The organism is Agrococcus sp. SGAir0287, assembly GCF_005484985.1.
Taxonomy (GTDB): Bacteria; Actinomycetota; Actinomycetes; order Actinomycetales; family Microbacteriaceae; genus Agrococcus.
Genome location: NZ_CP027942.1, coordinates 1,051,467 through 1,070,862 on the forward strand (window position 1 = coordinate 1,051,467; position 19,396 = coordinate 1,070,862).

Annotated in this window: 11 protein-coding genes and 1 pseudogene; 7 read left to right on the forward strand and 5 right to left on the reverse strand. The window is 74.2% G+C overall.

Translation table 11 applies throughout. From position 1 onward, the window contains the following. Positions 1–43 precede the first annotated feature (43 nt). Positions 44–1,486, reverse strand: a complete 1,443-nt coding sequence (locus C1N71_RS04970) for a DEAD/DEAH box helicase (RefSeq protein ID WP_137757198.1) — start codon at positions 1,484–1,486, stop codon at positions 44–46. A 131-nt stretch (positions 1,487–1,617) separates the two neighbouring features. Between C1N71_RS04970 and C1N71_RS15265 the strand changes: the two genes are divergently transcribed. Continuing rightward, positions 1,618–2,334, forward strand: a complete 717-nt coding sequence (locus C1N71_RS15265; protein ID WP_254678104.1) for a ferritin-like fold-containing protein — start codon at positions 1,618–1,620, stop codon at positions 2,332–2,334. Positions 2,335–2,368: 34 nt separating this feature from the next. On the opposite strand, the gene C1N71_RS15270 is transcribed toward C1N71_RS15265, so the two are convergent. Then, entirely contained in the window at positions 2,369–2,662 is a 294-nt protein-coding gene (locus tag C1N71_RS15270; RefSeq protein ID WP_254678186.1) for a hypothetical protein, read from the reverse strand. A 68-nt stretch (positions 2,663–2,730) separates the two neighbouring features. Beyond that, a pseudogene (locus tag C1N71_RS15275) lies at positions 2,731–2,880 on the reverse strand (DUF3107 domain-containing protein); the annotation flags it as partial. A gap of 98 nt (positions 2,881–2,978) precedes the next feature. Here C1N71_RS15275 and C1N71_RS04985 point away from each other — a divergent pair. Together C1N71_RS04985 and C1N71_RS04990 are read left to right on the forward strand one after the other, a co-directional pair. Further along, complete coding sequence (locus C1N71_RS04985; protein WP_175414108.1) at positions 2,979–6,002, forward strand: UrvD/REP family ATP-dependent DNA helicase; 3,024 nt, start codon at positions 2,979–2,981, stop codon at positions 6,000–6,002. Then, positions 5,999–9,190, forward strand: a complete 3,192-nt coding sequence (locus tag C1N71_RS04990; protein WP_175414109.1) for an ATP-dependent helicase — start codon at positions 5,999–6,001, stop codon at positions 9,188–9,190. The genes C1N71_RS04985 and C1N71_RS04990 overlap by 4 nt, the downstream gene beginning before the upstream one ends. Here C1N71_RS04990 and C1N71_RS04995 read toward each other — a convergent pair. Then, positions 9,187–10,269 (reverse strand): phosphotransferase, encoded by a 1,083-nt coding sequence (locus C1N71_RS04995; protein ID WP_137755407.1) that lies wholly within the window; start codon positions 10,267–10,269, stop codon positions 9,187–9,189. The genes C1N71_RS04990 and C1N71_RS04995 overlap by 4 nt on opposite strands. Before the next feature lie 66 nt (positions 10,270–10,335). Here C1N71_RS04995 and nudC point away from each other — a divergent pair, with 66 nt between their 5' ends. After that, positions 10,336–11,238, forward strand: coding sequence for an NAD(+) diphosphatase (gene nudC / locus C1N71_RS05000; RefSeq protein ID WP_137755408.1), 903 nt, complete (start codon positions 10,336–10,338; stop codon positions 11,236–11,238). Next, positions 11,235–12,920, forward strand: coding sequence for an ATP-dependent helicase (locus C1N71_RS05005; RefSeq protein ID WP_137755409.1), 1,686 nt, complete (start codon positions 11,235–11,237; stop codon positions 12,918–12,920). The genes nudC and C1N71_RS05005 overlap by 4 nt, the downstream gene beginning before the upstream one ends. Before the next feature lie 726 nt (positions 12,921–13,646). Here the strand turns inward: C1N71_RS05005 and C1N71_RS05010 are convergent. Then, positions 13,647–15,011: a zinc-dependent metalloprotease gene (locus tag C1N71_RS05010; RefSeq protein WP_137755410.1), complete on the reverse strand. Its 1,365-nt coding sequence runs from the start codon at positions 15,009–15,011 to the stop codon at positions 13,647–13,649. Positions 15,012–15,094: 83 nt separating this feature from the next. Here C1N71_RS05010 and C1N71_RS05015 point away from each other — a divergent pair, with 83 nt between their 5' ends. Both C1N71_RS05015 and C1N71_RS05020 read left to right on the forward strand, forming a co-directional pair. Next, entirely contained in the window at positions 15,095–16,159 is a 1,065-nt protein-coding gene (locus C1N71_RS05015; protein ID WP_137755411.1) for a YlbL family protein, read from the forward strand. A gap of 103 nt (positions 16,160–16,262) precedes the next feature. Continuing rightward, a complete protein-coding gene (locus C1N71_RS05020) occupies positions 16,263–19,358 on the forward strand; it encodes a UPF0182 family protein (protein ID WP_254678105.1) in 3,096 nt (1,031 codons plus the stop codon). Positions 19,359–19,396 lie beyond the last annotated feature (38 nt).

Here is a 19,396-nt window from a genome sequence, read left to right on the forward strand (position 1 = left end):
CCCTCGACCGGATGGTCGAGGGGCCGAGCGCGGGATCGTGGCCTCAGGCCTGGGGCGCGGCGGGCGCGCCTGCGCCGCCGCCGGAGCGGCGACGACGACGCCTGCGACGCGCCGGCGCCGCGTTGCCGTCGTGGTGCTCCGCACCGCCGCCGTCGTGCGTGCCGCGACCCTCGGCGGGCTGCGCCTCGCGCGCGGGCGCCTCGGCGCGCGCCGACTGGTCGCGACGCTGCCCGCCGCGCCCGCCGCGGCTCGAGCCGCCGCGTCCGCGGCCCCCGTCGCGGGCGGCGCGGTCGCGCTCCCGCTCGAGCTCGCGCTTGGCGACGCGGTCCGGCGGCGTCGCGCGCAGGCGACCCTTCGAGCCGGCGGGGATCGCGAGGTCCTCGAAGAGGTGGGGCGACGACGAGTACGTCTCGGCCGGCTCGGGGATGCCGAGCTCGAGCGCGCGATCGATGAAGACCCACTTGTGCAGGTCCTCCCAGTCGACGAACGTCACGGCGATGCCGGTGCGGCCCGCGCGACCCGTGCGGCCGACGCGGTGCAGGTACGTCTTCTCGTCGTCCGGGATCGTGTGGTTGATGACGTGCGTCACATCGTCGACGTCGATGCCGCGCGCGGCGACGTCGGTCGCGATGAGCACGTCCTTCTTGCCAGCCTTGAAGGCCGCCATGGCGCGCTCGCGCGCCTCCTGGCTCATGTCGCCGTGCACGGCAGCCGCCTCGAAGCCGCGGTCGATGAGCTCCTCGCATAGGCGCGACGCCGCGCGCTTCGTGCGCGTGAAGACGACGGTCTTGCCGCGGCCCTCGGCCTGCAGGATGCGGCCGATGACCTCGTCCTTGTCGAGCGCGTGCGCCCGGTAGACGAGGTGGCGGATGTTCGCCTGCGCGATCGTGTCGTCCGGATCGGTCGCACGGATGTGGATGGGGCGCGACATGAAGCGGCGCGCGAGCGCCACGATCGGGCCGGGCATCGTGGCGGAGAACAGCATCGTGTGCCGCACGGGCGGCACGAGCGAGAAGATGCGCTCGATGTCGGGCAGGAAGCCCAGGTCGAGCATCTTGTCGGCCTCGTCGAGCACGATCTCCTGGACCTTCGACAGGTCGAGGATGCGCTGGTTGGCGAGGTCGAGCAGGCGACCGGGCGTGCCGACGACGATCTGCGCGCCCGCCTTCAGCTGCTCCACCTGGCCCTCGTACGCCTTGCCGCCGTAGATCGACGCGATCTGCGTGGGTCGGTTGCCGGTGATGAGGACCATGTCCTCGGTCACCTGCACGGCGAGCTCGCGCGTCGGCACGACGATGAGCGCCTTCACGCCGGGGCCCGGGTCGGCGCCGAGCCGCTGCGCGACGGGGAGCCCGAACGCGAAGGTCTTGCCGGTGCCGGTCTTGGCCTGGCCGATGATGTCCTGACCCGAGAGACCGAGCGGGATCGTCTGCTGCTGGATCGGGAAGGGGTCGTGGATGCCGTGGGAGGCGAGGGCCTCGACCATGTCGGCATCGATGTTCAGTTCTGCGAACGTCAAGTCTGGTCCGTCTCTGGAGTGCGTGTGTCGCGAGCGAGTCTACCGGCGGCGCATCCCGATGCCCGCTGGCGCTCTCGCGGATGGCTAGGCTCGTCGCCGTGGTCCGATGGTTCGATCGCACGCCGCGCGAGGTGACGAGGTCGCTGCTGCGACCCCGCAAGGTGGTGCCCGAGGGCGATCGCGTGCTGCTGCAGGACCTCGAGCCGAGCCTCGAGCAGTACCTCGGCCAGCTGCTCGCGCTGCAGCTCGTCGTGCTGCAGCAGGCGGGGCAGGCGGTGGCCGAGGCGCCCACGCTCGCCGCGAAGGCGAACCTCGTCGAGGCGCTGCGCATCGTGTCCACCCGCTACCGCGACCTCGTGCTGCTGCTGCCGCGCGACGTCGAGCCGCTGACCGCCATGGAGCCGTTCTTCGCCTCGAGCGAGCGCTTCGCGAAGGAGGTCGCGGGCGCCGACTGGTACGAGCAGGTGCTCTCGCTGCACGTGACGACGGGCCTGCTGTCGGACTTCTTCGTCGCGTACGGCGCGGGCCTGCCCGACGACGACCGCGACGCGGTGCTGCGGGTGCTGACGCGCGAGACGGGGCAGCCGCTCCTCGCGCGCGAGCTGCAGCGCGCCATCGCGCAGAACCCGCGCCTGGCGGCGCGCATGGCGCTATGGGGTCGACGCCTCGTCGGCGACACGCTGCTGCAGATGTACCTGGCGGTGCACGGCCCCGAGGACGCGTCGCCCGCGCCGTCGCAGCGGCTCGAGCCGGCGTTCAACGACATCGTCGCGTCGCACACGCGACGCATGGATGCGCTCGGCCTCACGGCCTAGTCGCGCCGCCCCCGACGAGACGGGCCGCAGCGCGTCAGCGCGCCGACAGCAGCTGCTGCAGGCGCTGCGCGTCGCGTGCGGGCCGCACGCGGGCGAGGACGAGCGCCGCGATCGTGCAGACGACGGCGGGTGCGACGAGCGCGAGCGTCCAGATCCACGGGTCGTCGAGGCTCCAGCCGGTGACGACCATGACGACCCACGCCGTCGCGGTCGTCGCGGCGCCGAGGCCGGGCAGCAGGAGCAGGCCGTGCGTGTCGCGGCCCGGGATGACGTAGCGCAGGATCGCTCCGATCGCGGCCCCGAGCACCGGCATCCAGATGAGCTCCACCAGGCCACGAATCCCACGCGGCGCGTCGACTCCGAGCCGATCTCGACGTAGGCGATCTGCGCGCTCGGCACGAGGTATCGACGCCCCTTGGCGTCGTCGAGGGAGAGGAGTCCGCCGTCGAGCGCCGACGTGACCGCGGACTCGACCTCGGCAGGCGACTGCGCCGAGTCGAACGCGATCTCGCGGGCGGTGTCCTTGATGCCGATGCGGATGTCCATGCCGCAAGGATATGGGATCGGCTCCGGGCCATCGTGCGCGTTCGCCGACAGCGGCCGGGGTGCGCCGCGGTGTCGGCGGAGCACCCTACGGTCGAGGGGTGCCCACGATCCTCGACGCCTCCCAGCGCGCCGTCCTCGACCTGCCCGAGGATGCGAGCGCGACGGTGCTCGGCGTCGCCGGCGCTGGCAAGACGACGACGATCGTCGAGCTCGTGGCCGATCGGCTCGCGCGGCCGGGCTGGGCGGGCGGCGACGTGCTCGTGCTCGCCGGGTCGCGAGCCGCGGCCACGCGGCTGCGCGATCGGCTCGCGGCGCGCGTCGACGTCGTGACGCCCGGTCCGCTCGCGCGCACGGCGGCGTCCTTCGCGTACGCGCTGCTGGGGGAGCAGGCGCTCGCGGACGGCGTCGAGCGCCCGCAGCTGCTCTCGGGCGCCGAGCAGGACGGCATGCTCGCCGACCTCCTCGCCGGCCACGTCGCGATGGAGGCTGGGCCTGCGTGGCCGCAGCACCTCGGCCCCGAGGTGCGCGAGCAGCAGGGATTCCGCACGGAGCTGCGCGACGTGCTGGCGCGGGCGCGCGAGCAGGGTCTGGATCGCGCGGCGCTCGAGGCGCTCGCGCGCGAGCAGGATCGGCCGGAGTGGGCGGCGGCCGGCGCCATCCAGCACGAGCTCGACCAGGTGCTCGCGCTCGCGCATCGCGACGGCGTCGGCGCCGTCGACGCCGCGAGCCTCCTCGCACGCGCCGCGGCCATCGTCGAGCGCGGCGGTCGACGACTGCGGCTGCTCGTCGTCGACGACGCCCAGGAGCTCACGGAGGGCGCGGCGCGTCTCGTCGCGGCGCTGCACGCGACGGGCACCGCCGTCGTCGCGTTCGGCGACCCCGACACGGCGACCGACATGTTCCGCGGTGCCGATCCGTCGATCGTCGGCGGGCTGGGCGCGCGGCTCGGGTTCGTCACGAGGATCGACCTCGCGATCGACCATCGGCACGGACCCGCGCTGCGCGCGGCGATCGGCGACCTCTCGGCGCGCATCGGCACGGCGCTCGGCGGCACGCACCGCGCCGCCGAGGCGGCGGGCGGCGAGGGAGCGATCGCCGTGCACCGCGTCGACGGCGCCGTCGAGCAGGCCCGCCGCGTCGCGCGCATCTTGCGTCGCAGGCACCTCGTCGACGGCGTCGCGTGGGGCGAGATGGCGGTCGTGACGCGATCGGGCAGGCTCGCCGCCGAGCTCGAGCGCGCGCTCGCCGACCTCGAGGTGCCGACGCTGCGCGAGGGCGGGTCGGCGGTGCGCGCCTCGAGCGTCGCCGACGACCTCGTCGCGATGCTCGCCGTCGTCACGGGCGTCGAGCCCATCGGCCCCGAGTCGTCGCGCCGCATCCTCTCCTCGCCGCTCGTCGGGCTCGACGGCGTGGGTCTGCGGCGGCTGCGCCGCGCCGTGCGTCACCGGGCGATCGCCGCGGAGCGGCCACCGGGATCGGGCGACGAGCTGCTCGCCGAGGCGCTCGCCGACGAGACCGCGCTCGACGGCGTCGGCGGACCCGAGGCGCGCATCGCCCGCGACGTCGCCTCGCGGCTGCGGCACGCGGCGACGCGCGCGCAGGGCGACGACCCCGACACCGCCGTCGAGCTGCTGTGGCGGCTGTGGGACGGCGCGGGCGTCGCCGACGCCTGGCGCGACGCCGCGCTCGCGGGCGGCGCCGACGCGGCCTGGGCGCATCGCCGGCTCGACGCCGTCGTCGCGCTGCTCGACCACGCCGCCCGGCACGCCGAGCGGCACCCCGACGTGCGCGCCGACGAGTTCGTGCGCTCGTGGCGCTCGGCGGCGCTCGAGCTCGACTCGCTCGCCGGGCGGCAGGTGGCCGACTCCGTGCGCATCGGCACGCCCTCGCAGCTCGTCTCGGTCGAGCTCGACACCGTCGTCGTCGCCGGGGTGCAGGAGGGCGCGTGGCCGAACCTGCGCCCGCGGGGCTCCCTGCTCGGCGCGCAGCTGCTCGGCGCGCACGCGGTCGGTGGCGTCACGACCGTCACCGACGTCGCCGACGACGAGCTGCGCATGCTCGTCCACGCGATCGCACGGGCACGCGCCGCCGTGCACGTCGTCGCCATCGACACGGAGGAGGAGCGCCCCGCGCGGTGGCTCGCGCTGCTGCCCGACGCGCCGGAGGAGTCGGATGCGCGCGGTCGCACGCTGCGCGAGCTCGTCGGCACGCTGCGCCGGCTGCTCGTCGACGAGCAGACGTCGACGGGCGTGCGCGCCGAGGCCGCGACGGCGCTCGCGCGGCTGGCCGCCGAGGGCGTGCCCGGCGCCGCGCCCGAGCAGTGGGCGGGTCTCGCCGCGGCCACGAGCGACGCCCCGCTCGTCGACGAGGGCGAGCCCGTGCGCGTGTCGCCCTCCGCGCTCGAGGGCTTCGAGGCGTGCCCGGTCGACTGGGCGGTCGGGCGGCTGGCGCCGACGGGGTCGGCGACGCCGCAGGCGATCGGCACGATCGTGCACGCCGCGGTCGAGCATGCCGACGCCGCCGACCCGGCAGCGCTGCTCGCCGCCGTCGAGGAGCGTTGGGCCGAGCTCGCCTTCCGGTCGCCGTGGGAGTCCGCGCGCGAGCGCGCGATCGTCGAGCAGATCGTCGGCGCGATCGCCGACTACGTGCGCACCGAGCGCGCCCTCGGCTGGCGCATCGACGTCGGCGACCACGAGCGCAGGTTCGAGCTGCAGATCGGCGACGTCGTGCTGTCGGGCTCCATCGACTGGATCGAGCGTCGAGGCGGCGAGGTGCGCATCGTCGACCTCAAGACGGGGAGGGCGAAGCCGAGCGGCCCGGCGATCGCCGAGCATGCGCAGCTGCGCGCCTACCAGCTCGCGGCCGCCCGCGGCGCAATCGCGAGCGTGCCGGCGGGCACGACGTCCGCCGGGGCCCGACTGCTCTACCCGCGCGACCCGAAGCCCATCGGCGATCAGGAGGCGCTCGCCCCCGACGAGCTCGGGGCGTTCGAGGAGCGCGTCGTCGACGTCGCCGCGCGGATGGCGGCCGCGACGTTCACGGCGCTGCCCCTCGAGCACTGCCTGAACGAGTTCGCGCACGGGCAGTGCGAGATCCACGTGCGACGGCAGGTGACGCAGTGACGACGATCGACCCTGATCCCGCGTCGGCGACGATCGGACCCGCCGAGATCGCCGAGCGCCTGCACGCCGCCTCGGGCGCCGAGGGGCCGCCGCGCATCCCCACCGACGAGCAGGCCGCCGTCATCACCGCACCCCTCGAGCCGGCGCTCGTCGTCGCGGGCGCGGGCTCGGGCAAGACCGAGACGATGTCGATGCGCGTGCTGTGGCTGCTCGCGAACGGGCTCGTGGAGCCGGAGCGCATCCTGGGGCTCACGTTCACCCGCAAGGCGGCCAGCGAGCTGCGCGCACGGCTCATCGAGCGCATCCAGCAGCTCGTGCGCGCCGGACTCGTCGACGCGGCCGCGGCGGTCGCCGAGCCCACCGTCTCGACGTACAACGCCTTCGCGAGCCAGCTCTACCGCGAGCACGCGCTCGTGCTCGGCCGCGACCCCGACGCCGACCTGCTCGGCGACATCGCGGCGTGGCTGCTCGCGCGCGACGTCGCGCTCGCGAGCGACGACCTGCGGCTCGCGGCGCTGCGCTCGAGCGACGTGGTCGTCGACGGGCTGCGCCGCCTCGCATCCGAGCTCGGCGACAACGCGCTCGATCCCAGCGTGCTCGACGGCTTCGCCGACGCGTTCGAGCGCATCGCGGCGCTCGAGGTCGGACGAGGGCAGGTCGGCATCGGTCGGGAGCGCGACAAGGACGTGCTGGCGATGCGTGCGCTCGAGCCGCTCGCCGCCCTCGCCCGCGCCTACGACGCGCGCAAGCGCGAGCTCGGGGTCATCGAGTTCAGCGACCAGGTGCGCCTCGCGCTGCAGGCGCTCGAGGCGGCGCCGCGGCTCGTCGACGAGGTCCGCGCGCGGCACGGCGTCGTGCTGCTCGACGAGTACCAGGACACGTCCGTGTCCCAGGTGCGCCTCCTCACGACGCTGTTCCGCGGCGATCCCGTCATGGCGGTCGGCGATCCGAACCAGTCGATCTACGGCTGGCGCGGCGCGAGCGCAGGCACGCTCGCACGCTTCCACGAGGACTTCGGCGGCTCGGCGCGATTCGCCCTGTCGACGAGCTGGCGCAACGCCGCCGGCGTGCTCGACGTCGCGAACCGCATCGCGGCGCCGCTGCCCGCGCACGGGGTCGAGCGCCTCGAGGCCCGACCCGGCGCCGCGGCGGGCGAGGTCGCGCTCGAGCTCTTCGAGACGCAGGCCGACGAGGCGGAGGCGCTCGCGACCTGGTTCGCCGAGCGGGGCGCGGGTCGGGCGCCGACCACCGCGGCCGTGCTCCTGCGCGTGCGGGGACGCATGTGGACGTTCGCCGACGCGCTCACGCGGCGCGGCATCCCCTGCCACGTCGTCGGCACCGGCGGGCTCCTCGCCGAGCCCGAGATCGTCGACATGCGCGCCGCGCTGTCCGTGCTCGCGGACCCGCGCGCCGGCGGCCACCTGCTGCGCCTGCTCGCCGGGGCGCACTGGCGCGTCGGACCGCGCGACCTCGCGGCGCTGCGCGACCACGCCCGCAGCGTCGCGACCCGCTACGTCCCCGAGCGCGCCCGCGCGGCGGATCGCGCGTCGACCGACGACGACGCGGCCGCATCGCTCGTCGACGCGCTCGACGACCTGCTCGACGTCGGCGCCGACGCGCCGGTGTGGTCGGCGCTCTCGCCCGCGGGGGCGGAGCGGCTGCGCGACGCGGCGCGCACCTTCCGCAGGCTCCGCGGGCAGCGCGCCCTGCCGCTGCCCGAGCTCGTCCGGCTCGTCGAGCGCCAGCTGCGGCTCGACGTCGAGGTGCTCGCGAACCCCGCACGGGCGCCGCGCCGCGCACTCGACGCGTTCGTCGCCGAGGTGCAGCAGTTCTCGCTCACCGATCCGTCGGCGACGCTCGAGTCGCTCGTGGGCTGGCTCGAGCGCGCTGCGCGCGACGACACGCTCGACGCGCCCGCGCCCGAGCCCGAGCCCGGCGTCGTGCAGCTGCTCACCATCCACGCCTCGAAGGGCCTCGAGTGGGACCTCGTCGCCGTGCCCTCGCTCACCGAGGGCACGCTGCCGATGCAGCGGCAGGATGCGCGCGGCTGGCTCGCGGTGGGCGCCGTGCCGTACGCGCTGCGCGGCGACGCCGCGGAGCTGCCGACCTTCGACCCGCGCGGCGTCGCGGACCTTCGCGAGTACGGCATCCAGCGCGCCGCCTACGTCGACGGCCTCGCCGATCAGTTCCACGCTGAGGAGCGGCGCCTGGCGTACGTCGCGGTGACGCGTTCGAGGGCATCGCTGTGGATGTCGGGTGCGTGGTGGATCGGACGCAACAAGCGTGTCGCGAAGCCCTCCCGCTTCCTGCGCGACGGCGCCGCCGTGCTCGGCGTCGCGCTGCCGGACGCGCCGGCGCAGCCCGAGAATCCGACGGTGCTCGAGGCGGAGCAGGTCGTGTGGCCGCCCGATCCCCTCGGCGCCCGCCGCAGCGCCGTCGCGCAGGCGGCGGACGCCGTGCGGGCCGCCGACCCGAGCGCCGCGACGCGCTTCGACGACGAGATCGCGCTGCTGCTCGCCGAGCGCGACGCTCCCGCGCGCGCGGTCGCGCCGAGCCGGATCTCGGCGTCGACCGCGAAGGACTGGCTCGCAGACCCCGCAGGGCAGGCGCTCGCGCGCGTGCGGCCCATGCCGCGCCGGCCCTTCCGCGCCACGCGGCTCGGCACGCTCTTCCACCAGTGGGTGGAGCGGCGCGGCACCACGGGCCTCGCCGACCTCGTCGATGGCGATCTCGACGAGCGCGAGCTCGGCGGCGACCTCGTCGCGGTCGACGTCGAGCGGCTCGAGCGACTCCGGCGGACGTTCCTCGCCTCGCCCTACGCCCGCATGGAGCACGTGGCGACGGAGCTCGAGGTGCACCTGCCGCTCGGCTCGACCTCGGTGGTATGCCGCATCGACGCCGTGCTGCGCGACGGCGACGAGCTCGTGCTCGTCGACTGGAAGACCGGCGCTTTGCCGAGGTCGCGCGCCGACGTCGCCGAGCGCGGCCTGCAGCTCGCGCTCTACCGCGCCGCGTACGCGCTCCATGCCGGCGTCGACCCCGAGAGCGTGCGCGCGGAGCTGTACTTCGTCGAGCACGACGAGGTCGTGCGGCCCGAGCACGTGCTGAGCCTCGACGAGCTCCGCGACGCGTGGGAGCGCGCACGCGGCGTGCTGACGCGGGACGGTGCCGCGACGGACGGCGCCTAGCGGGGCGAGCGGGCCGCGTCGACGCCGTCGAGCTCGACCGTCTCCTGCTCGCGCGCCTGCGAACGTCGGTGAGCGTCGTCGCGCGGGGTCGACGTGCCGCGCTCGTCGAGCATGTGCTGCACGTCGGCGAGGTCCATCGTGTGGAGGCGCTCGGGCTGCAGCGCCGTCGTGGCGTCGTCGTCCGCGACCCGCTCGGCGAGCCGTGCGAGCATCCCCTCGGCGTCGGCGACGATCGCCGCGTCGCCGGCGTCGACGCCGTGCAGCAGCCAGCGGGCCACGTCGAGCTCGGCGTGCAGCATGGCGCGTCGACGCAGGTGGCGGTCGGCGCCGCGGATGCCCGCGTAGGCGACGAACGCCTCGTCGACCGACGAGCCGTGCTCGCTGCCGAGCAGCCACGCGAGGTCGATCGCGGGATCCCCGAGCCCGAGGGCGTGCCAGCCGTCGATGCCGGTGATCGTGGAGTGCTCGCGTCGGAAGGCGGGCGCCTGCAGGTCGCCGTGCACGACGCGCGGCTGGAACTGCCACAGCGCGGCGTCGTCGAGCGCGGTCTCCCAGCGCGCGAGCAGCGCCGCCGGCACCCGACCGGTCTCGGCCCCGCGGTCGAAGACGGCGACGAGCGCGTCGCGGATCTCGGCGGTCGTGCGGTGCGGCAGCCCCGCGTCGACGACGACGCTCGTGGGCAGGTCGTGGAGCGCCGCGATGGCCTCGCCGATCGAGGCGGCGATGCCCAGGTGGGCGGGGGAGACGTCGGCCAGCCGCATCGTCGCACCGCCGAGCCGGGTCGAGACGACGACCGCGGTGCGCTGCAGCGGTGCGGTGCCGAGCGTCTCGGGCACCTCGAACGGGAGGCGGTCGCGCACGGCGCGCGAGAAGACCGAGAGCGTGACCGCCTGGTCGCGCAGGCGCCGCAGCGCCTCGGGCGTGCGCGGCACGACGACCCGCACGACGCGGCCGTCGGCGACGCGCGCGGCGACCGCCTCGAGGTCCTCGTCCGAGCCGTCGTCGACGGCTCCCACGACCTCGATGCCGGGCACGGCGGACGTCGCCAGCGCGGCTAGAGTGAACGGGTTCGCAGCCATGATGCGAGGGTACGGCGGGCATCGGCCGACCCCGCGCCGCCACGCGCTGCGACGGGAAGGACGTCCGTGACCGACTCGCCCGCGATCCCGCCGCTCTCTCGAGCCTCGCTCGACCGGGACCACGCCTCCCGCATGCGGGAAGGGTCGCTCGAGGCGGCGCTCGCGGATCCGTCCACGCGCGTCGTGCTCGTGGACGGCGATCGCACGCTCGTCGCCGACGGCGCGATCGTGCGGGTGCCCGTCGATCGCGTGCCCTACGGCGCTCGCCTGTCGTGGCTCGGTCGCTCGGCCGGGCACCTCGAGCAGGAGCAGGGCGCCGTCGTGCTCGCGGCCACCGTCGACGGCGGGATCGTCGACGGCGCGGGCGACGGGCAGGAGCTCGGCGCGTGGCGCAGCCTGCGCGAGATCGGCGCGGAGCTCGACGACGAGGATGCCGGCATCCTCACGCAGGCGGTCGCGCTGGCCAGGTGGCAGGCGCAGACCGCGTACTCGGGCGTCGACGGCTCGCCGGTGTCGTTCGTGCAAGGCGGCTGGGTGGGCGTCGACGGGGCGGGCGCGCAGCACTTCCCGCGCATGGACCCCGCCGTCATCGTCCTCGTCACCGACGCGTCGGACGAGCGCATCCTGCTCGGCCGCAACGCCGCCTGGACCGACCGCTTCTCGCTCTTCGCGGGCTTCGTCGACCTCGGCGAGTCGTTCGAGGCGACGGTCGTGCGGGAGGTCGCGGAGGAATCGGGCGTCACGGTCGAGCACCCGCGCTACGTCGCGAGCCAGCCCTGGCCCTTCCCGCGCAGCATCATGATCGGCTTCGAGGCGGTCGCGCTCGACCCGGAGGCCGCGCGGCCCGACGGCGAGGAGATCGTCGAGGTGCGCTGGCTCACGCGCGACGAGGTGCGGGCGGGCGTCGTGGGGCTGCCCGGCAGCGCCTCGATCGCCTCCTACCTCATCCAGCGCTGGCTGGATCGGTGACGCCCGAGCAGATCCTGGAGCGCCTCGACGAGCAGCAGCGCGAGGTGGCCCTCGCCGTGCAGGGTCCGGTGTGTGTGCTCGCGGGTGCGGGCACGGGCAAGACGCGCGCCATCACGCACCGCATCGCGTACGGCGTCGCCGTGGGCGTCTACGACCCGCGCCGCGTGCTCGCCGTCACGTTCACGACGAAGGCGGCGGGGGAGATGCGCACCCGGCTGCGCGCGCTCGGCGCCGAGGTGCAGGCGCGCACCTTCCACTCCGCCGCGCTCGCGCAGCTCGCGCACTTCTGGCCCCGCCTCGCGGGCGGGCGGATGCCGGAGGTGCTGCCGACGAAGGCCCGCACGATCGCCGACGCCGCGCTGCAGCTGCGGCTCAAGGTCGACACGGCGCAGCTGCGCGACCTCGCCGCGGAGGTCGAGTGGCGCAAGGCGCGCGCCCTGACGATCGAGCAGTACGCGGCGGGCGCGCACGGTCGCGCGCTGCCCGGCGACATGTCGGTGTCGACGATGGTCGAGCTCCACGAGACCTACGAGCGGCTGAAGGACGATCGCCGCCAGATCGACTTCGAGGACGTCATCCTCGCCACCACGGGCATGCTCGAGCGCGAGCCGATCGCGGCGGACACCGTGCGCGGGCAGTACCGCCACCTCACGGTCGACGAGTACCAGGACGTCTCGCCGCTGCAGCAGCGCCTGCTCGACGCGTGGCTCGGCGACCGCGAGGAGGTGTGCGTCGTCGGCGACCCGAGCCAGACGATCTTCGCCTTCGCCGGCGCGAATGCGCGCAGCCTCCCCGAGTTCGTCGGTCGTCACCCCGAGGCCACCGTGGTGCGGCTCGAGCACTCCCATCGCTCGACGACGCAGATCGTCGACGCGGCGAACCGCCTCATGCGCGGCCGCGACGCCATCCACCTGCGCGCCGATCGGTCGGGATCCGAGGTCGAGGTCACGATGCATCCGTCGGATTCGGCGGAGGCGCGCGCGGTCGCCGAGCGGTGCCGCACGCTCGTCGAGCGCGGCGCGCGGGCGTCGGACATCGCTGTGCTCGTGCGCTTCCACGCGCAGTCGGCGGGCATCGAGCAGGCGCTCGCCGACGCCGGTCTCTCGGTGCGCCTCGCGGGCGCGCAGCGCTTCTTCGAGCTGCCGGCCGTGCGGCAGGCGATGCTGCTGCTGCAGCAGACCCCGGACGACGGTCGCCCCCTGTTCCAGGCCGTCGTCGACGTCGTGCATCCGCTCGGATACAGTCACGAGCCGCCCGCGACCCAGGGCGAGGAGCGAGCGCGCTGGGATGCGCTCCACGCGCTCGTGACCCTCGCCGAGGAGGCGCCGGAGGGGGCGACGGCAGCGGGGTTCGCCGCCGAGCTCGCCCGTCGCGCCGCGACCGACCACGAGCCGAGCGTCGAGGCCGTCACGATCGCGACGCTGCACGCGGCGAAGGGCCTCGAGTGGGAGCACGTGCACATGGTGGGGCTCTCGGAGGGGCTGCTGCCGATCTCGTACGCGACGAGCCTCGACGCGATCGACGAGGAGCGGCGACTGTGCTACGTCGGCATCACGCGCGCGCGGACGACGCTGCACCTCTCGCACGCCGCGGCGTCGGGGCGGATGCCGCGGACGCCGTCGCGGTTCCTGGCAGAGCTCGACACCCGCAGGACGGGTGCTGGCGCCAGCGCCGCGCGCTGAGCGCCCCAGTGTCGAGCGCCACGCTCGCGCCCGAGCCCGGCTCCGCACGGCCGAGCGCATGGAGGTTCACGAGCGTCGCGACGTGGGCGACGGTCTGCGCGACCGCGGCCGCCGGCACGCCGTCGATCGGCGGCAGCCCGTGCGGCACGGCGGCCTGCGTCTCGGCGAGGTCGGCGCACCGCGGGCACGCGCCCTCGCCCGGCACCGTCCACGGCCCGATGACGATGCGCTGATCGCCGACGATCACGGGCAGGTGGGGTCGCTCGCGCCGCAGCAGCCGCTGCCGTTCGAGGTCGGGCAGCCGCCAGTCGGCGACGGCGATAGACACGTCGACGCCGCGCTGCGCGACGCGGTGCCCGTCCTCCTCGAGCACCCGCCGCACCGTGGCGGCTACCGCGCCGAGCCCTCGGACCTCGATGCGCAGCCGCGGTCGCTCGTGCCGATCGAGCGCCGGGGCGAGGGCGGCGAGCAGCGTCGCCGCGCGCTCGTCGCCGAGCACGACCGCGGGCTCGGTCGGCACGACGCCCCGCCGCATCCGGTCCAGCAGCGCGGCGACGTCGTCGTCGACGTCGTCGAGCGTGACGACGGCGCGTTGCGCGCCGAGCCGCAGGCTCCTCGGCGACGTCCAGATGATCGGGAGGGCGGGATCCAGGCGCAGCATGCCCGAGAGGATGCCCAGGCAGGCGGGCGCGGGCGCGCGGCTGTCCACAGCCGCCGCCGGAGCGCTCAGTCGGCCGTGCCGTCCTCGCGCTCGTGCGGGCGATCGTCGCGGTCGTCGGCGAGCAGGTCCTCGAGCGCGCGGTCGACGTCGTCCGGCTCGGGCGCGCCGCCCTGCAGGCTCGCGATGAGGCGCGAGGGGTCGTCGACGTCCTCCGAGGTGGGCAGGAGGTCGGGATGCGCCCACAGCGCGTCGCGCCGCTCGGCGCCGACCGACTCCGTCACCTGTCGCCAGAACGCCGACGCCTCGCGCAGCCGGCGCGGGCGGATCTCGAGGCCGACGAGCGTGCCGAAGGCGCGCTCGGCCGGGCCGCCGGTCGCGCGGCGGCGACGCACGGCCTCCGCGATCGCGTCGCGGCGGGGAAGCCTCGCAGTCGCCTCCGTCGTCACGGCGTCGACCCATCCCTCGACGAGCGCGATCGTCGTCTCGAGGCGTGCGAGGCTCAGCAGCTGCTCCTCGGACTTCGGCGGGATGAGCGAGCCCGACGAGAGCGCCTCGCGCAGCTGCTCGGGGTTCTGCAGGTTCGACAAGTCGAGCTCGCTCGCGAGCTCCTCGAGCCGCTCGACGTCGATGCGGATGCCCTCGGCGTACTCGCGCACCTGCGACAGCACATGGAGGCGCAGCCACTTCGCATGGTGGAAGAGCCGCGCGTGCGCGAGCTCGCGCGTCGCGAGCCAGATGTGCACCTGGTCGGCGGGGATCTCGAGGCTCTCGGGCAGGCCCTGCAGGTTGACGGGCAGGATCGCCGCCTGCTCGTCGAGCAGCGGGAAGCCCACGTCGCCGCCGGAGAGCACCTCGCTCGCGAGGCGGCCGACGACCTGCCCGAGCTGCATGGCGAAGAGCGTGCCGCCGACGTTGCGCAGGAGCCTGCCGGCGCCGGCGATCATCGCCTGCGCCTCCTCGGGCGCCTGCTGGCGCATCGCGTCGGTGAGCGCGTCGGCGATGGAGGAGGCGACGGGCTCGCTCATCTCCTGCCAGACGGGCATCGTCGCCTCCGCCCACTGCTGGCGGGACAGGAGGGTGATCTCGGAGATGGTGCCGATGTCGGTGACGACGTCGAGCCACGTGGCTGCGAGGCGCGCCGCCTGCTGCACGGCCTCGCGCTCCTCGCTCGAGACCGAGCCGGGATCGCGGCTGACGACCTGCAGCGCCTGCTGGCGCGCGACCGACCAGTCGATGCCGTCGCCCGTGCGCTGCAACGCGCTCTGCAGCTGCGCCATGAGCTGCTGGAGCAGCGCGGGGTCGGCGGGGATGCCGGCTGCCGCGCCGAGCTGCTGGGGATCGATCTGCCCGCCGAGGAACTGCTGCAGCATGTCGCGCAGCTCGTCCTCCGGATCGCGATCCGGGTCCTGGTCGGGGGACTGATCGGCCATGCCACTACGCTAGCGCCGGGCTCGCGCCGGGCGGGCCGAGCGCGGCCACGCGAGCCTGCGCCGATGGCGAACAGGAGGCCGGGATGCTGTTCCCCCGACGCCGCGATCGCTCGGCCATCGCCGGCTGGGCGGCGGTCTTCGCCTCCCTCGGGGCGCTCCTGGGCATGGCCTTCCTGCCGTCGCCGTACGTCGTCGAGCAGCCCGGCCCGACGTTCGACACGCTCGGGGAGACCGATGCCGGCCCCCTCATCACCGTGCCCGCGGACCTCGACCATCCGGACTCCGAGGGCTCGCTCACGCTGCTCACCGTCTCCATCGCGGGGAACCCGCAGCGGCCCCTGACGTGGGTGGAGGTCGCCGGTGCCTTCCTCGACCCCGCGGACGAGATCCTGCCGATGGATGCCGTGTACGCGCCGGACGAGACGATCGAGCAGTCGAACGAGGCCGGCCGCGTCGAGATGCAGTCGTCGCAGGCCGCGGCGATCGCCGCGGCGCTCCTCCACGAGGGGTACGAGATCGACGCGGAGGTGACGATCGCGGAGGTGCTCGCGGGCAGCCCCGCCGAGGGGCGGCTCGAGGTGGGCGACCGCATCCTCTCCGTGAACGGCGAGACCGCCTACGACGTGTACTCGATCCGCGAGGCGATCGCCGCGGTCGACGGCGCCTCGACGTTCGACGTCGAGCGCGACGGCGAGCGGCTGACCGTGACGATCGAGCCGATCGAGGAGCAGGGCCAGCGGCTCGTGGGCATCGTGCCGCAGAACGCGTTCACCTTCCCCATCGACGTCTCCATCGAGCTGCCGAACGTCGGCGGGCCGAGCGCGGGCATGATGTTCGCCCTCGGCATCGTGGACCGCCTCACGCCGGGATCCCTCACGGGCGGCGTCGACTGGGCGGGCACGGGCACGATCTCCGCGACGGGCGACGTCGGTCCGATCGGCGGCATCGAGCAGAAGATGCACGGCGCCCTCGACTCGGGCGCGGACTGGTTCCTCGCACCCGTCGAGAACTGCGGCGAGGTCGTCGGCAACGTGCCGGACGGCTTGCGGGTCGTCGCCGTGGACACGCTCGACGACGCGATGACGGCGATCGAGACCGTCGCGGCAGGCGGCGACGTCGACGCGCTGCCCACCTGCACCGCCGGCTGACGCGGGGCGCGGATGCGCGGGCTGCGCCCTCGGCGGACGCGCCGACGGGGGCCATAGGCTCCGCGGATAGGATGCGGGAACCCCTCGTCGACCCTGGAGACTCGTGTCCGACACCGCTCGTCCTGCGCAGCCAGCCCTGCGCCGCTCGCCCCTCATCATCACGCTCGCGGTCGTCGCGGCGATCGTGGTGGGCTTCATGCTCTTCTCCGGCTTCTACGCCGACGTCCTCTGGTTCGACCAGCTCGGCTTCGTGCAGGTGCTGCAGGTGCGCTGGCTCGCGATGGCGACGATGTTCGCCATCGGGTTCCTCGGCATGGCCGTGCCGCTCGCGATCGCGATGCAGGTCGCCTTCCGCTCGCGCCCCATGTACGCGCAGCTCTCGAGCCAGCTCGACCGCTACCAGGAGCTCGTCGCACCGCTGCGCCGGCTCGCCATGTGGGTCGTGCCCGCCGTCTTCGGCCTGTTCGCCGGCCTCGCGGCCGCGTCGCGCTGGGACACGGCGCTGCTGTGGCTCAACCGCCAGCCGTTCGGTCAGACCGACGCGCAGTTCGGCCTCGACGCCGGCTTCTACGTCTTCGAGCTCCCCCTGTACCAGGAGATCGTCTCGTTCGTGCTCGCCGTGCTCTTCGCGTGCGGGCTCGCGACGATCGCGACCGCGTACCTCTACGGCGCCGTTCGCGTCACGGGTCGCGAGCTGCGCATCTCGCGCAGCGCCCGCATCCAGATCGGCGTCATCGTCGCGCTGTGGATGGCGGCGTTCGCGGTGAGCCAGTGGCTCAGCCAGTATCAGACGCTCACGTCGTCCTCGCTCGGCGGCGAGGTCTCCACGGGCCCCGGCTTCACCGAGGCCAACGCCGGCATCCCCGGCATGCAGATCATCGCCGGGATCGCGGCGCTCGTCGCGGTCTTCTTCGTCATCACGGCGATCATCGGCCGCTGGCGCCTGTCGATCGTGGGCACGGCGCTGCTCGTGGTCGCCTCGATCATCATCGGCTTCGGCTACCCGGCGATCATCCAGCGCATCCAGGTCGACCCGTCGGCCGGCACGCTCGAGCAGCCGTACATCCAGGCGAGCATCGATGCGACGCGCGCCGCCTACGGCGTCGACGACATGACCGAGGTCGACGTCGACATCGCCACGAACCCCGAGGCGGGCGCGCTCGCGGCCGACCAGGCGACGACGGCGAACATCCGCCTGCAGGACCCTGAGGTCGTGGGCGTCGCGTTCTCGGCGCTGCAGGGCCTCCGCCAGTACTACGCGTTCGAGGAGTCGCTCGACGTCGACCGCTACCAGATCGACGGGCAGACGCAGGATGCCGTCGTGGCACTGCGCGAGCTGAACCCCGAGTTCCTCGCGCAGCAGGACTGGTACAACCAGCACATCGTCTACACCTACGGCTACGGCCTCGTGGGTGCGTACGGCAACCAGCGCGCGGCGGACGGCCGGCCGGTCTTCCTGCAGTCGGGCATCCCGCAGACGGGGCAGCTGGGCGACTTCGAGCCGCGCATCTACTTCGGCGAGAACAGCCCCGAGTACTCGATCGTCGGCGGCGGCACGCAGGAGGACGAGTCGGCAGAGCCGGCGGTCATCCCGTCGGACGACGCGACCGCGTCGGACGCCCCGACCGCGTCGGACGACCCGGCTGCCAGCGAGGACCCCGCAGCCTCGACGGATCCCTCCGCCTCCGCGGATCCCGACGCGTCGCAGGATCCCGACGCGCCCGAGCCGCCCGCCGACGGCGCCGACGGCAACATCGGCGCGGGTACCGTCACTCCGTACCAGGGCGACGGCGGCCCGGAGGTCGGCGGGTTCCTCTCGCGCCTCGTCTACGCGATCAAGTTCCAGTCCGAGCAGATCCTCTTCTCGAACGCCGTCGCGGACGACTCGCAGATCCTCTACAACCGCAACCCGCTCGACCGCGTGCAGCAGGTCGCGCCGTACCTGACGCTCGACCAGGACCCGTACCCCACGGTCGTCGACGGCGAGCTCGTGTGGATCGTCGACGGCTACACCACGTCGTCGCAGTATCCGTACTCGGCGCAGACGTCGCTCGCGGCGGCGATCCAGGACTCGTCGAACCCGAACCCGACGGTGACGGCGAACGACACGATCAACTACATCCGCAACTCGGTGAAGGTCGTCGTCAACGCGTTCGACGGCTCGGTCACCATGTACGCGTGGGACCCCGAGGACCCCATCCTGCAGGCGTACCAGCAGATCTACCCCGGCACCCTGCAGCCCGTGAGCGCGATGTCGGGCGACCTGCTCGCCCACGTGCGCTATCCGGCGGATCTCTTCAAGGTGCAGCGCGCCATCCTCGGCGAGTACCACGTCACGAACGCGAGCGCGTTCTACTCCGGCAACGACGTCTGGACGACGCCGGAGAACCCGACGAACGCCGACGGCAACGACACCGACCAGCCGCCGTACTACCTGACGATGGCCATCAACGGGGAGGCGCCGGCGTACTCGCTCTACACGACGTTCATCCCGCCGTCGAGCGACCGCGAGCTGCTCTACGGGTACCTGTCCGTCAACTCCGACGCGGGATCGACCGACGGCGAGGTGTCCGACACGTACGGGCAGCTCACGCTGCAGAACATCCCGGAGGATCAGCAGATCCCGGGCCCGGGCCAGGCGCAGAACAACTTCGACACCGACGCCACGGTCGGCAACCTGCTGAACATCCTCCAGCAGGGGCAGTCGCGGGTGGTCTACGGCAACCTGCTGACGCTGCCCGTCGGCGGCGGCATGCTCTACGTGCAGCCCGTCTACCTGCAGTCGACCGGCTCGACCTCGTATCCCGTGCTCCAGCGCGTGCTCGTGTCCTTCGGCAACGAGATCGCCTTCGAGGAGACCCTCGACGCAGCGCTCGACGCGCTGTTCGGCGGCGACTCGGGTGCCGTGGCCCCCGACGCGGGCGTCGATCCCGTCGAGCCGGGCCAGGGCGACGGCGAGGGCGATGGCAGCACCGGCGGGACCGGCGGCGAGGCCAGCGGCGACCTCCAGGCGCAGCTCCAGGCGGCGCTGCAGGAGGCTGCGACGGCGCTCGACGACCGGCAGGCGGCCTACGCGGACAACGACCTCGTCGCGGCCGCAGAGGCCGACGAGCGGCTGCAGCAGGCCGTGACCGAGGCGAACTCGCTCATCGAGCAGCTCTCCGGGCTGCCGGCGGAGGATGCCGCCACAACGCCGTAGGCGAACGCATCCACCCCGTGGTTCGAGACGGGCTCGAA

Coding starts and splice junctions, on each gene's coding strand:
- C1N71_RS04970 (WP_137757198.1), bottom strand. CDS start 1,486: ATGGTCGAGGCCCTCGCCTCCCACGGCATCCACGACCCCTTCCCGATC.
- C1N71_RS04995 (WP_137755407.1), bottom strand. CDS start 10,269: ATGGCTGCGAACCCGTTCACTCTAGCCGCGCTGGCGACGTCCGCCGTG.
- C1N71_RS05010 (WP_137755410.1), bottom strand. CDS start 15,011: ATGGCCGATCAGTCCCCCGACCAGGACCCGGATCGCGATCCGGAGGAC.
- C1N71_RS05015 (WP_137755411.1), top strand. CDS start 15,095: ATGCTGTTCCCCCGACGCCGCGATCGCTCGGCCATCGCCGGCTGGGCG.